This is a genomic window from Sphingomonas brevis (assembly GCF_023516505.1).
Taxonomy (GTDB): Bacteria; Pseudomonadota; Alphaproteobacteria; order Sphingomonadales; family Sphingomonadaceae; genus Sphingomicrobium; species Sphingomicrobium breve.
This window is the reverse complement of sequence record NZ_JAMGBB010000001.1, coordinates 106253-119139: the sequence shown is the minus strand read 5'-3', so window position 1 is coordinate 119139 and position 12887 is coordinate 106253. Positions and strand designations below refer to the sequence as shown.

Genomic DNA, 12887 nt, shown 5'->3' with positions numbered 1-12887 from the left:
TCGATCCGGCAAGGTCCGTGCTCAGCCGCTGTGCCAGTTGAAAAACATCCGGAACACAAATGCGGCTCCCAATCCCAGCGGGATTGAAAACAGCAGGCCGCGCGAGTGTTCAAATGGGCGAATGGTTCCCCATTTCGTCCAGCTGTGCAGCCAGAAGCCGGCTTCGCCGCCGAAAATCATCGGCACCAGAAAGCCGACAATCGCGCCGAGCGCGAGGGCTGCCAGCCACTTCATCTCACGCCACCAGCCCCAAGGGGCTTTCGATCAGCTCCTTGAATGTCTTCATCAGCCTGGCACCGTCGGCGCCGTCGATGGCACGATGATCGAAGCTGCCGGTGGCGCTCATCACGGTTGCGATCTGCAAGCTATCGTCGATCACATAAGGCCGCTTTTCGCCGGCCCCGATTGCCATGATCATCCCCTGCGGCGGATTGATGACCGCCTCGAAATGCTTGATCCCGAACATGCCCATATTGCTGAGCGATGCGGTGCCGCCCTGATATTCGTGCGGCTGCAGCTTGCCCTCCTTGGCCCGGCCGGCGAGGTCGCCCATCTCCTTGCTGATCGCCGAGATCGCCTTGGCTTCGGCCCCGACAATGATCGGTGTGATGAGGCCGTTGGGGATCGACACAGCGACCGAGATGTCGGCACGGCCATATTTGATCAGCTGATCGCCGGCGAAGCTGACGTTGCACTCCGGCACCTCGATGAGCGCCAGCGCCAGCGCCTTGATCAGCATGTCGTTGACGCTGAGCTTGACGCCCCGGCTCGCCAGCCCGGCATTAAGCTCCGTGCGCAGCTTCAGCAGGGCGTCCAGATTGGCGTCGAGCGTCAAATAGATGTGCGGGATCTGCTGTTTCGATTCCGTCAGCCGGCGCGCAATGGTCTTGCGCATGTTGCTGAGCTTCACCGCCTCGTGCGGGATGCCGCCGGTAAAGGCCAGTTCCGCCTCGACCGGCTGGAGTCCGGCCGGTTGCGGCGCGGACGCCACCGCTGCCGCCGCACGTGCCACGTGCGCTGCCTGGGCGCCGCCACCAGCCGTACCGAGATCGGCACGGACGATACGGCCACCGGGGCCGCTTCCGGTCAGCGTTGAAAGGTCGATTCCCTGAGCTTCGGCCAGCCGGCGCGCCAGCGGCGAGGCCTTGATGCGGTCGCCGCTGTCTGCTCGTGCCGCAGCTGTCACAGGTGCCGCTGCAACCGGTGCGGGCGTCGCCGGAGCAGGCGCGGCCACGGGCGTCTCGGCTTTGGGGGCGGGGGCTGCCTCCGGCTTGGGCGCAGGCGCTATCGCGCTCACCTCTTCGCCTTCACCAGCCAAAATCGCTATCGGCGTTCCGACCTTCACGCCATCCGAGCCTTCCGGCACCAGGATCTTGGCGATCTTGCCCTCGTCGACCGCCTCGAACTCCATCGTCGCCTTATCGGTCTCGATTTCGGCAAGAATATCGCCGGACGACACCGTGTCGCCTTCCTTGACCAGCCACTTGGCGAGCGTTCCCTCCTCCATCGTCGGTGACAGGGCGGGCATTTTCAGTTCGATCGACATTGCACTCTCGGAGCTAGGTCAGAGTCGTCCGGCACAAAGGCCAAAGCGATAGGCGGGTCAAGCACGAACACAGCTTTCCCGGCGACAAGCCAGCCTCTTGCATCGGAAAAGCTTGCCACACGCCTGGAGTTGCCGCAGCTTTCTTTCGGGGAGAATAAAGGGATGGCGCGAACCTATTTGGTCGTGATCGACGATAGTCCCGAAGCGCGAGTTGCGTTGCGCTTCGCCGCGCGCCGCGCCGCCAAGACGGACGGGGAGGTCGACGTCCTTGCCGTGGTCGAGCCGCAGGATTTCGTTCAATGGGGCGGCGTCCAGGCGGCAATCGAGGAAGAGCAGCGCCTCAGGATCGAGGGGATTGTCGCCGCCTCGGTCGGCGAAATCATGAATGCCGCCGGCATCACGCCCGAGATCATCGTTCGGCAGGGCGACCCGGTGGCGGCGGTGCGCGGCCACATCGGCACCCGCGAGGACGTAGCCGCGCTGGTGCTGGGTGCTGCCCCGTCCGGCAAGCCCGGGCCGCTGGTAGCCCATTTCACCGGCCATGATGCCGGCAAGCTTCCGGTGCCGGTGATGATCATTCCCGGCGCCCTTAGCGACGATCAATTGGAAATATTGAGCTAGATCGACCGCGTCATGATTTCGGCGAGGCGGACGACGCCTGCCTCATCCTCGGCATCGAAGCGCGCATGCTTGGGACTGTCGATGTCGAGCACTCCCAACAGCTCGCCATCGCGGATCAACGGCACCACGATCTCGCTGTTCGATGCGCTGTCGCAGGCGATGTGGCCGGGGAAGGCGTGAACGTCCTCGACGCGCTGCACCTGCCGGGTCTTGGCCGCGGCACCGCACACACCCTGGTCGAACGTCATGCGGATGCAGGCGGGCCGCCCCTGGAACGGGCCGAGCACCAGCTCCCCGTCGATGTTGCGGTAGAAGCCGACCCAATTAACGTCGGGAAGGGTTTCGTAAATCAGTCCTGTCGCATTGGCCATGTTGGCGATGCCGTCCGGTTCGCCGGCAACGAGGCCCTGGAGCGCCGAAGCGAGGTCCGAATACATTGTCGCCTTGTCCGCGGCCTCGATCTTGAAGTCGTACATCAGTCCAGCCTCACTCGTCCGCGCGCGGCCTTGACCGCGCTCCGGCCCTTTTTCTCGTCGACGCGCCTGGCCTTGGCCGCCTTGCTCGGGCGGGTCGGCTTGCGCTTGCGCCGAACCAGATGGGCGTCCGCGATCATTTCGGCAAGTCGGCGGCGCGCATCCTCGCGATTGGCATCCTGCGTGCGGTAGCTGCGCGCGGTAATGATCAGCTCGCCGCCGCCAGTCATCCTGCTCCCCGCCAGCAGCTTGAGCTTCTCATAGGCATGCGGCGGCAGGCCGAGCTTGAACACGTCGACGCGCAGCTGGCACGCGGTCGCCACCTTGTTGACATTCTGCCCGCCCGGCCCCGTCGCGGCGAGGAACCGCTCGGACAGCGCATCTTCCGGGATGACGACCTCTTCGGGTTTCACGGCAGATAATCCAGCCAGCGGCCGAAGCGGTCAGGCACTGGTGCGGTAACGTCGATTGCCGCTTTTGGATCGCGCGGCACGACCAGCCGCCAGGCATGGAGCAGCATCCCGCTGTCCGGGAGGACCATCCCGCCCAGCTCGGCATCGTCAGGCAGCGAATAGACCGGGTCGCCGACGATCGCCGCGCCCAGCCCCCGCGCCGCATGGACCCGAAGCTGGTGGGTACGCCCCGACAAGGGTTGTAGTTCGACCAGGCTTTGCCCGTCAGCCTCGGCGATCCGCCGCCAGCGGGTGGCGGAAGGCTTGCCGCTATCGTCAGGCACCATTCGCCAACCGCCCCTGGCGCTCGAAACCTTGGCGATCGGGAGCTCGATCAGACCTTCATCACCCGATACGACGCCATCGAGCACCGCCAGATAGCTTTTCGTGACCGTGCCGCCCTCAAAGGCTTGCTGGAATACAGCCCGCGCGCGCGGGTTGCGCGCGAGGAGCAGGCATCCCGACGTATCGCGGTCGAGCCGGTGCATCGGCACTGGCGGCCGCTTGAAGCCCAGGCTCAGCTCGTTAATGCGCGCCTCGATGCTGTCGCCGCCGGCGCGCGGCGCGTCGACGGGCAGGCCCTCGGGCTTGTCGATCACGATCGCTTCGCCGTCGACAAATAGGATGCGGTCTTCAAGGCTCATCGCAACGCCAATGATACTCGCAGCAAGGTGAAGCAATCCAATTCGGCCAGAGACTTGGTCCAGATCGGCTGGAGCACTGATATAAACTGATGCACCGCTGCAACGATTCCCGGCATTTACCAAGTTTTACGCACTATTAACCTTTTAAGGTCAGAAACCGCATGGTTAATAGACGCTTAGACGTCGTTAAGAGCGTGAAACTATTTGCGCTCGAACCGGCGAGCTAACCAGGGGAATAGAGCATGCGGGTTCTGCTGATCGAAGACGAGGCGACCATCGCCAAGAGCATCGAGCTGATGCTCGGCACCGAAGGCTTTAACGTCTACACCACAGATCTGGGCGAAGAGGGCTTGGACCTCGGTAAGCTCTACGACTACGACATCATCCTTCTCGACCTCAATTTGCCGGACATGCACGGTTACGACGTGCTGAAGAAGCTTCGTACCGCCAAGGTCGGTACTCCGGTGCTGATCCTGTCGGGCATCGGCGAGATGGACAGCAAGGTCCGCGCGCTCGGCTTCGGCGCCGACGATTATGTCACCAAGCCGTTCCATCGCGACGAACTCGTCGCTCGTATCCATGCGATCGTGCGCCGCTCGAAGGGCCATTCGCAATCGGTCATCCGCACCGGCAAGCTGGCGGTGAACCTCGACGCCAAGACCGTCGAGGTCGACGGCGCTCGAGTGCACCTGACCGGCAAGGAATATGCGATGCTGGAGCTGCTCTCGCTCCGCAAGGGCACCACGCTGACCAAGGAAATGTTCCTCAACCATCTTTACGGCGGCATGGACGAGCCCGAGCTCAAGATTATCGACGTGTTCATTTGCAAACTGCGCAAGAAGCTTTCGCTGGCTTGCGGCGGCGACAATTATATCGAGACCGTCTGGGGCCGCGGCTATGTGCTGCGTGATGCGGAGGGCGATGTGGCGACAACCGAAGTCGCTGCCTAAGCCTCAAAATTTCCTAGGGGAGTGGCAACGGTGGCGCAGAAATGCGCCGCCGTTTTGCATTAGATCGTCAGCAGCTCCGGAATCGGCGCCCGCTGGGATTCGGCGAATACGCTCGGCTTCAGCCAGCTGCTGATCCGCCTGGTCAGCACAGGATCGCCCTCGACGATCAGGTCGCCGGCCTGCATTGCTTCGCGATAGCTGCGGTCGCCCATCCACACGTCGTGCATGGTGCGCGCCGTCGTGGTGAAGAACAGATCCACGTCCCGGCCCGGCCGCGTAATGCACACGTCGACCTTTTCGCCATCGACCAGCAGCCACCAGTTGGCCTGGTCTGTCAGATCCTTGAACTTGAACTGGAAGATGGTGTGATCGCCGGGAAGCTGCGACGGATCGATGCTGCGCTCGAGGTAAAACATCAGGAATTCGATGTCGAAATCATCCTCGGTCAGCTTGTCCCGGGCCCAGCACAGGCCCCATTCGCCCATCGCGATAACCACCGGCAACAGCGCCTCGCACGATGAAGTCGGAAAATATTCATAGCCGCGCTGGCCGCTAATGCGGCGCTTGACCACCAGACCCTCGGCTTCGAAGGATTTGAGCCGGGCAGTGAGCAGTGCCGGCGAAATGTCGCCAAGTCCTCGCTGAAGCTCGTTGAATCGCCTCCCGCCCATCAGCAGCTCACGCACGATCAGGACACTCCAGCGCTCGCCCAATATCTCGGTTGCCTTCGCGATCGGACAGAATTGACCATATTTCATCATCCGCTCCTTGGCGGCTCATATAATCGGCCGGCTTCAGAAACTGTAGTGCAATGCTTCACTTGCTGAACTGGCTGCCGACGCCCGGCCGCGGCAGATGATTGCCATCCAACCAAGGAGATCATCAATGCCGCTAGTTACCATCGACGTCATCAAGGACGTCTTCAGCCCCGCCAAGAAGCGTGAGTTGATTGAGAAAGTCACCGAAGCGATGATCGAGGTCGAAGGCGAGGAACTGCGCCAGGTGACCTGGGTCCGGATCGTCGAGGTCGAGCAGGGCAACTGGGCGATTGGCGGCCAGCCGCTCAACGCTGCAGCGGTCCATGCCATGAGCGGCAAGCTCAAGGCGGCCTAACCAGGCCGGCCGAGCGACAAACGGCGGGCAGAAACCTCTCCCTAACCCCATCTGTCCGCCGTTTGTCCAACCCTCGTCGCCAGCTTCCGCCTTAAGGTAGCGCCGGGACCACCACCATGACCGTCTCCCCGGTCGCGGTGGGCGAGGCTAAGCCTCAGCCTCCCACGGCTTCGCCTTCCGGTGAGCCCCTGCCGAGCTTGTCGGGCAACGGCTCGCCGTTGGGCGTGAATTCCAGCGATACGCTGTTGATGCAGTAGCGCTCGCCGGTCGGCGGAGGCCCATCAGGAAAGACGTGGCCCTGGTGCGCACCGCACCGAGTGCAGACGATTTCGGTGCGGATCATGCCGTAGCTGCTGTCATGGATATATTTCAGGTGGTCGGCCGAATATGGCTGGGTGAAGCTTGGCCAGCCGGTGCCACTCTCGAACTTTTGGCCGCCATTGAACAGCGGCAGGCCGCACAGCCGGCAGGTATAGACCCCCGGCCGCTTCTCATCGAGAAACACCCCGCAGAACGGCGCTTCCGTCCCATGCTCCAGCAGCACATGCCGCTCCTGGTCGTCGAGGTCCGCCTCAAGCTCGCGAAGCTGAGGCTCGGTCGGTGGGGTAAGGTCGAATTTCTGGGTAGTCATCATGTCCATATCGGCATCCTCATCTCGAATTGCTATGGGCAGCTCCGTTCCATTGCGTGCTGATCCGCCCTCTCTGCCTGGATCGGTTGGGCACGTATGATCGGCAGGAACAGCATCGGCGGCACTATGATGAAACAGGCCCATGCAAGCCCAGTGTTGACAAAGGCTAGCGGGATCGACGCTGCATAGATCGCCAGGATCAGCCAGGTTCGTCGAAGTATCCGCCGGTGTATCAGGCGATGCGCTTCATTATGCGTCTTCCTGGCCGCGTGCGACCGCAGCAGCATGAATGCGCCGGTGCAAGCTGTGGCAACCGCTCCGTAAAATGCAGCTGCCCGTGGAGACCCCGGATGCATGCCAAGGAAACGGGTCGTGATCGGGATCAAGCTGATCGTAAACAGCAGCAGATTGTTGAACCAGATCGTGCTTCGCGCCGGCATGTGAATCGTGAAGACAAGGTAATGATGGCTGGTCCACAGGTTGGCGATGACCAGGAAGCTGAGGGCATAAGCGAGCAGTTCACCCGCCAGGTGATTCAACGCCGCCCGATCATTGGCAAAGGCCAAGATGTCGGGAATATGGATTTCGATCACCATGATCGTGATGACGATCGCGAACACGCCATCGGAAAATAGCTCCAGCCGGCGGTTCGTCGGCCTGAGTTCGATATTGGCCGTCTTTTCGTTCATTCGGTGAATGTGGTGAGCGGCTCACCCTTTCGCAGAACGTAGGTCGCGAGTTCGGCGGCGGGCTCGCTTCCAATGTTTCGCGCTGAGTGGATCACGCCGTCGGCCACAAACAGCACATCGCCCGCCTTCACCACGACCGGCTTGCCGGCGACCTCATATTCGATGGTTCCGCCGATCACATAAATGATCTCCTCGCCCGGATGCTTGTGTCGGGGGAAGGATGCGCCGGGCGCGAAATCGACCCGCGCCTGGAGAACCTCATGGCCTGGAATGTTGAGGTCGTGCCGCTGCAAATCGGTGCGCGTCGAGCCCGCGGGGCGCTGCTGGACGGGGAGCGGCGAACCGCTCCCCGCGATCAGCGTGGCCGCCAATGCAGCCAACGTCCATCGCATCACGTTACTTCCGCAGTTGACGGAAAGCCGTTCGCAGCTCGCTCACCAGATATTCCGGCTGCTCGAAGGCGGCGAAATGCCCGCCCTTCGGCTTCTGACCGTAGTGGATGAGGTTGGGATATGCCCGTTCCGCCCAACTGCGCGGCACCGGATAAAGTTCGTCGGGAAATTGGGTCACAGCGATCGGGCTTTTCACGCCGAATGGCTCAAAGAAGTGAACGTTGTTGCGTTCAATTCCGAAGCCGGTGGACGTCCGCGGCAGCGCTTCCCAATATAGCCGGGCTCCGGAAATGGCCGTGTTGGTCAGCCAGGTGACCGTGATGTTGTCGAGGACATCGTCGCGAGTGAGCCCCTCATCCACGCCGTCAAACGTGCGGGCGATCATCTGGTAGCTCGAAATGTCATGGTCGAGGAACCAGGCGGCGAGGCCCACGGGGGAATCCGCGATGCCGTAGAGCGTTTGCGGGCGGTGCCCCATCTGGTTCGCATAGGCCAGACCGTGGGTGAAGAAGAGATCCAGTCGATCGAAGGCGCGTCGTTCCTCATCGGAAAGGTCGGCAGGTGGTCCGCTGCCGTCCCGCAATGCCTGATAGATTTCGGGTGGCACCGTTGACGGCATGTTGGTGTGGATCGCCGCCAGTTCCGGGGGCGCAATCACGCCAATCAGCTCGGTCATTAGCGCGCCCCAGTCACCGCCCTGCGCCAGGAAGCGCGTGTAGCCGAGCCGCTTCATCAGTGTGATCCAGGCCTGGGCGACCCGCGGCGGGTTCCAGCCTGATTGGGTCGGTATCTCCGTGAAGCCATAACCGGGGATCGACGGGATCACGACATCAAACGCATCTTCGGCCGTTCCTCCGAAAGCTGTCGGATCGGTCAGCGGTTCAATGATCTTCAACTGCTCGATTACCGAACCTGGCCAGCCATGGGTGACGATGATCGGCAGGGCATTCTCATGCTTTGACTTCACATGGATGAAGTGAATGTCGAGGCCGTCGATTTTGGTCAGGAAATTCGGGAAGGAGTTGAGGCGCGCTTCGACCTTACGCCAGTCATATTCGCTCGCCCAATAGTCGGCGAGGTTCTTCATCGTGGCCAGTTGCACCCCCTGGCTATCGTCATTGACGGTTTCCCTGTCGGGCCATCGGGTTGCCAGGATCCGCCGCTTGAGATCGGCGAGTTCGTCGTCCGATGCGTGATAGCTGAATGGCCGGATTGAGGCATCTTCCACATGCGGTTCCGGTTGGGCCCCGGCGCCTGCCACAAAGGGTTCAGTAGGCTTGGGAGATAGCGTTTCCGTGGCGGTAGGGGTCGGCTGAATCGGGTCGGCCATTGCAAAACTCCGGTGCTCAAGGGGATGAGACGCATTACGGCACGCGGGTAATGGGCCGTGGAGAATGCTGGTGCGCTACGGGGACGCGCGGCCGTGGCCGCTGTGCGCCCATGCCTGCGAGTCGGTCAAGAGAAGCTAACCGGGGTTAAGAAATATATTAGGCGTCGACCAGGATTCGGCGCGGCGAACGGGCCGGCAACGGACGGTCGACAATCGCCGGTTCTGGCTCCAGGGCATCCATCCGGCGCCAGCCGTCACGGCCAAGCCGCTCCATCGGGCGGAAGCTCGCCTTATAGGCCATCCGGTCCGACCCCTCGACCCAATAGCCAAGGTAGACATAGGGCAGCCCGGCGCGTGCAGCGCGGACGATATGGTCGAGGATGATGTAGGTGCCGAGGCCTTTTCTAGCCCCTTCGCCGACATCATAGAAGCTGTAGATCATGCTGAGCCCGTCGCCCTGCTGGTCGCTGAGGCAGGCTCCGACAAGCTTTCCCGGACGCCCGTCGATCGATGGCTCGCGATATTCGATGACATAGGTGCGGACCGGCGTCTGCTCGATCATGTCCGCATAGTCCTGTTCGTCCATCTCGGCCATTCCGCCGCCCGGGTGGCGCTGGCCGAGGTAGCGGCGGAGCAGCGCATATTGCTCCTCGGTGCTCCACGGCCGGCAGGCGCTGACCTCCAGGTCGGCATGTCGGCGCAAAATCTTTCGCTGAGTGGCGTTCGGAGTAAACTCGCCGGCCATCACTCGGACCGATACGCATGCCGAGCAATCGACACAGCTTGGGCGATAGGCGACCGATTGCGACCGGCGGAAACCGATGCGTCCAAGCGCCTCGTTAAGCTCGCCGGAATTGCGGCCATTCAACTCGGTGAAAACCTTGCGCTCGACCTTGCCCGGCAAATAAGGGCACGGCGAAGGGTTCGTTACAAAGAACTTGGGGAAGCGAAATGGTGCGCTCACTTCATCCCGGCCTTCTGCAATGGTTACGAAACCCTTTATGCGACTAGTAAACGCGAATGAAAAGAGTTCGACGCCCGGAAAGAGGGTTAATGGGCCCGGGTGTGCCGCAAGGGGACGGAATCAAGCAGGACAGCCTAATCGAGCTCGGCGCGGTCGACGTGGAAGCCGGCTTCTTCCAGGTGATCGACCAGCGTATCGATCGCCCGGCTATCCCGCGCCTCGCACTCGACTTCGATCACCGTATCCTTGGCCGGCCGCCGGCTGAACACCCGCTGGTGGTTGGTTTCGATGATGTTGACGCCGCATTCATAGAATTTGGCTGTAATTGCTGCCAACGCGCCTGGCCGGTCCTGCGCCGCGATCCGAAGGCGTGCGATGCGGCCGCAGCGGACCAGCTCGCGGACCAGTACATTGGCCAGCAGATGGCTGTCGATATTGCCGCCGCACAGCGTCGTGCCGATCTTACGGCCGCGGAAGCGCTCCGGCTCGGCCAGGATCGCCGCGAGCCCAGCCGCACCGGCGCCCTCGACCACCGTCTTCTCGATGTTGACCAGCATCGATACCGCATGTTCGAGCTCATTTTCGCTGACCAGGTCGATGCGGTCGACCAGATCGCCGATGATTGCCCTGGTCAGCTGGCCCGGCTCCTTGACGGCGATGCCCTCGGCCAGCGTATCGCCGCCGATCTCGCCATTGCCGCCGTCGACCACATTCTTCATGGACGGATAGAGCTCTGCCTCGACCCCAACGACCTGGATTCCAGGCTTCAGTGCCTTGGCGGCCGTCGACACGCCCGAAATCAGTCCCCCGCCGCCGATGGGGATCACCAGCATGTCGAGGTCGGGAGCATCCTCCAGCATTTCCAGCGCGACCGTTCCCGCCCCCGCCATCACCTGGACGTCGTCGAACGGGTGCACGAAGATGAAGCCACGTTCGGCCTCAAGCTCGCGGGCATGATCATAAGCATCGTCGAAACGCTCGCCATGCAGCACGACGTTGGCGCCATGGCCCTCGGTCTGGGTGACTTTGATCATCGGCGTCGACACCGGCATGACGATCGTCACCGGAATACCCAGCCTGCGGCCGTGATAGGCAACTGCCTGGGCATGATTGCCCGCCGACGCAGCAACGACGCCGCGCGACCGTTCCTCTTCCGTCAGTTGCAGCAGCTTGTTGAGCGCGCCACGCTCCTTGTAGGCGGCCGTGAACTGGAGATTCTCGAATTTCAGCCAAACTTCCGCATCGGCGATTTCCGACAGGGTACGGCTCTTGAGCATCGGAGTGCGGATAACCGACCCCTTGATGCGCTCCGCGGCGGCGCGAATATCGTCAAGAGTCGGGCGGGTCTTGGTCGGGGCATCCATGGATTGCCCGCCTAGACCTTCCCGAAGCGGCAAACAATGCTATCGGAGCGGACATGCGAACAACCCTGCTCGCGCTCACAGCGCTCCTCGCTTCCTCTTCAGCCCTGGCCGACACGCTGGTGACCAACACCAACGGCATCCAGGTCGATGCCAATGGCAAGTTGGAGCGGTTTACCGGCATCCTGATCGGCGAAGACGGGAAGGTGAAGCGACTGCTGCATGGTGAACGGCTGAAGCTGATGCCCGGCACGGATGTGGTCGATGCCAAGGGGCAGACGGTCCTTCCGGGCCTGATCGACGCCCACGGCCATGTCATGGAGCTCGGCTTTACCGCGCTGCAGCTCGACCTTACCGGCGCCAGCTCGCTGGCCGAACTACAGTCGCGGCTTAAAGCCTATGCCGAGGCCAACCCCAACGCCCGTTGGATCCTCGGCCGCGGCTGGAACCAGGAGCTGTGGCCTGACAAGCGTTTTCCGACCTCCGCCGATATCGATGCGGTGGTTGGCGATCGGCCGGTTTGGCTCAGCCGGGTCGACGGCCATGCCGCCATCGCCAACAGCGCCGCCATGCAGGCGGCCGGTTTCGCGCTCAATACGCAGGCGCCCTCGGGCGGCCGGATCGAGAATGGGCTGTTCGTCGACAATGCAATGAGCCTGATTGAATCGCGGATTCCGGCGCCCACGCCGGCGGAGCAGGATGCCGCGATGGTCGCTGTCCAGCGGATGATGCTCTCGGTCGGCCTGACAGCCGCCGCCGACATGGGCACCTCCCCCGACGGCTGGGCAGCGATGAACCGCGCTGGTGCGGCGGGAACCCTAACCGTCCGCGTGATGAGCTACGCCGGCGGAATTCCGGGCATGAAGGAAATCAACGGCGGCCGGCCGAGCGAATGGCTCTACGGCGACCGGCTGCATCTCGGCGGCGTCAAACTTTACGCCGACGGCGCGCTAGGCTCGCGAGGTGCCTGGCTCAAAACCCCCTATCACGACATGCCGGACACGCGGGGCCTGCAGTTCCTCACCGATGCGCAGATCCTGGAGCAGGCCAATGCCGCCGCTGCGGGTGGCTACCAGGTGGCGATACATGCGATCGGCGATGCCGCTAACGCCCAGGTCATCGCGACTTATGAGAAGCTGTCCTCGACTTACGGCAAGGACCGTCGTTGGCGGATCGAGCATTTCCAGATCGCCGACCCGGCCGACATTCCGCGCTTGAAACCCGCCGGCATCGTCGCCTCGATGCAACCGACCCACCAGACCAGCGACCGGCTGATGGCGGAAGCCAGGCTCGGCCCGGATCGGCTCAAGGGCGCCTATGCCTGGCAGTCGGTCGAAAAGCTGGGCATCCCGATTGCTTTCGGCTCCGACTTTCCGGTCGAAAGCCCCAACCCCTTCCCCGGCCTCGCTGCCGCGGTCAGCCGGCAGGATATGAACGGCCAGCCGCCGGGCGGATGGCTGCCGGATGAGCGTGTCAGCTTTCCCCAAGCACTGGCCGGCTTCACCCGCGGCGCGGCCTATGCCGGCTTCGCTGAAACGCGAATCGGCGGCCTCGATCCCGGCAAATGGGCCGACTTCATCATTGTCGATCGCGACGTCGCCAGCGTCGACCCACAGGCTCTTGCCCGGACGCAGGTTCTGCAGACCTGGGTGGCGGGAAAAAAGGTTTGGGAGAAGAAATAGCCGTCGTTGCGAGAAGCCGAAGGACGCGGCAATCCAGAC

Annotated in this window: 16 protein-coding genes; 4 read left to right on the top strand and 12 right to left on the bottom strand. The window is 62.7% G+C overall.

The genetic code is table 11. From position 1 onward, the window contains the following. Positions 1-21: 21 nt before the first annotated feature. Together LZ518_RS00615 and LZ518_RS00610 are read right to left on the bottom strand one after the other, a co-directional pair. Positions 22-234, bottom strand: a complete 213-nt coding sequence (locus LZ518_RS00615; RefSeq protein WP_249914129.1) for a hypothetical protein — start codon at positions 232-234, stop codon at positions 22-24. Position 235: 1 nt separating this feature from the next. Next, a complete protein-coding gene (locus tag LZ518_RS00610) occupies positions 236-1546 on the bottom strand; it encodes a pyruvate dehydrogenase complex dihydrolipoamide acetyltransferase (protein WP_249914128.1) in 1311 nt (436 codons plus the stop codon). Positions 1547-1708: 162 nt separating this feature from the next. On the opposite strand from LZ518_RS00610, the gene LZ518_RS00605 reads away from it, so the two are divergent. Further along, a complete protein-coding gene (locus LZ518_RS00605; protein ID WP_249914127.1) occupies positions 1709-2167 on the top strand; it encodes a universal stress protein in 459 nt (152 codons plus the stop codon). Here the strand turns inward: LZ518_RS00605 and LZ518_RS00600 are convergent. Genes LZ518_RS00600 through LZ518_RS00590 form a run of 3 tightly spaced genes read right to left on the bottom strand, consistent with a single transcriptional unit; the run spans position 2164 to position 3736 of the window. After that, complete coding sequence (locus LZ518_RS00600) at positions 2164-2643, bottom strand: GAF domain-containing protein (protein WP_249914126.1); 480 nt, start codon at positions 2641-2643, stop codon at positions 2164-2166. The two genes, LZ518_RS00605 and LZ518_RS00600, sit on opposite strands and share 4 nt — an antisense overlap. Then, a complete protein-coding gene (gene arfB / locus LZ518_RS00595) occupies positions 2643-3053 on the bottom strand; it encodes an alternative ribosome rescue aminoacyl-tRNA hydrolase ArfB (RefSeq protein WP_249914125.1) in 411 nt (136 codons plus the stop codon). The genes LZ518_RS00600 and arfB overlap by 1 nt, the downstream gene beginning before the upstream one ends. Further along, entirely contained in the window at positions 3050-3736 is a 687-nt protein-coding gene (locus LZ518_RS00590) for an RluA family pseudouridine synthase (RefSeq protein WP_249914124.1), read from the bottom strand. Before LZ518_RS00590 ends, arfB begins: the two co-directional genes overlap by 4 nt. 242 nt (positions 3737-3978) lie before the next feature. Here LZ518_RS00590 and ctrA point away from each other — a divergent pair, with 242 nt between their 5' ends. Next, on the top strand, positions 3979-4686 hold the full coding sequence (gene ctrA, locus LZ518_RS00585) for a response regulator transcription factor CtrA (protein ID WP_249914123.1): 708 nt from the start codon (positions 3979-3981) through the stop codon (positions 4684-4686). Positions 4687-4745: 59 nt separating this feature from the next. Here ctrA and LZ518_RS00580 read toward each other — a convergent pair whose 3' ends face one another. After that, positions 4746-5447: a winged helix-turn-helix transcriptional regulator gene (locus tag LZ518_RS00580; protein ID WP_249914122.1), complete on the bottom strand. Its 702-nt coding sequence runs from the start codon at positions 5445-5447 to the stop codon at positions 4746-4748. A 124-nt stretch (positions 5448-5571) separates the two neighbouring features. On the opposite strand from LZ518_RS00580, the gene LZ518_RS00575 reads away from it, so the two are divergent. Then, positions 5572-5799 carry a tautomerase family protein gene (locus LZ518_RS00575; RefSeq protein ID WP_249914121.1) on the top strand — a complete coding sequence of 76 codons (228 nt, stop codon included), beginning with the start codon at positions 5572-5574 and terminating at the stop codon, positions 5797-5799. Between the two features lie 154 nt (positions 5800-5953). Here LZ518_RS00575 and msrB read toward each other — a convergent pair whose 3' ends face one another. The 6 genes from msrB to LZ518_RS00545 all read right to left on the bottom strand — a co-directional run bounded on the left by msrB (position 5954) and on the right by LZ518_RS00545 (position 11169). Further along, on the bottom strand, positions 5954-6439 hold the full coding sequence (gene msrB / locus LZ518_RS00570) for a peptide-methionine (R)-S-oxide reductase MsrB (RefSeq protein WP_249914120.1): 486 nt from the start codon (positions 6437-6439) through the stop codon (positions 5954-5956). Positions 6440-6462: 23 nt separating this feature from the next. After that, positions 6463-7119 (bottom strand): TMEM175 family protein, encoded by a 657-nt coding sequence (locus LZ518_RS00565; protein ID WP_249914119.1) that lies wholly within the window; start codon positions 7117-7119, stop codon positions 6463-6465. Further along, complete coding sequence (locus LZ518_RS00560) at positions 7116-7490, bottom strand: cupin domain-containing protein (RefSeq protein WP_249914118.1); 375 nt, start codon at positions 7488-7490, stop codon at positions 7116-7118. The genes LZ518_RS00565 and LZ518_RS00560 overlap by 4 nt, the downstream gene beginning before the upstream one ends. A gap of 25 nt (positions 7491-7515) precedes the next feature. Next, positions 7516-8841, bottom strand: coding sequence for an epoxide hydrolase family protein (locus tag LZ518_RS00555; RefSeq protein ID WP_249914117.1), 1326 nt, complete (start codon positions 8839-8841; stop codon positions 7516-7518). 157 nt (positions 8842-8998) lie between these two features. Then, entirely contained in the window at positions 8999-9805 is an 807-nt protein-coding gene (locus LZ518_RS00550; RefSeq protein ID WP_249914116.1) for an arginyltransferase, read from the bottom strand. A gap of 134 nt (positions 9806-9939) precedes the next feature. Then, positions 9940-11169, bottom strand: coding sequence for a threonine ammonia-lyase (locus tag LZ518_RS00545; protein WP_249914115.1), 1230 nt, complete (start codon positions 11167-11169; stop codon positions 9940-9942). Between the two features lie 53 nt (positions 11170-11222). Between LZ518_RS00545 and LZ518_RS00540 the strand changes: the two genes are divergently transcribed. Beyond that, a complete protein-coding gene (locus tag LZ518_RS00540) occupies positions 11223-12848 on the top strand; it encodes an amidohydrolase (RefSeq protein ID WP_249914114.1) in 1626 nt (541 codons plus the stop codon). Positions 12849-12887 lie beyond the last annotated feature (39 nt).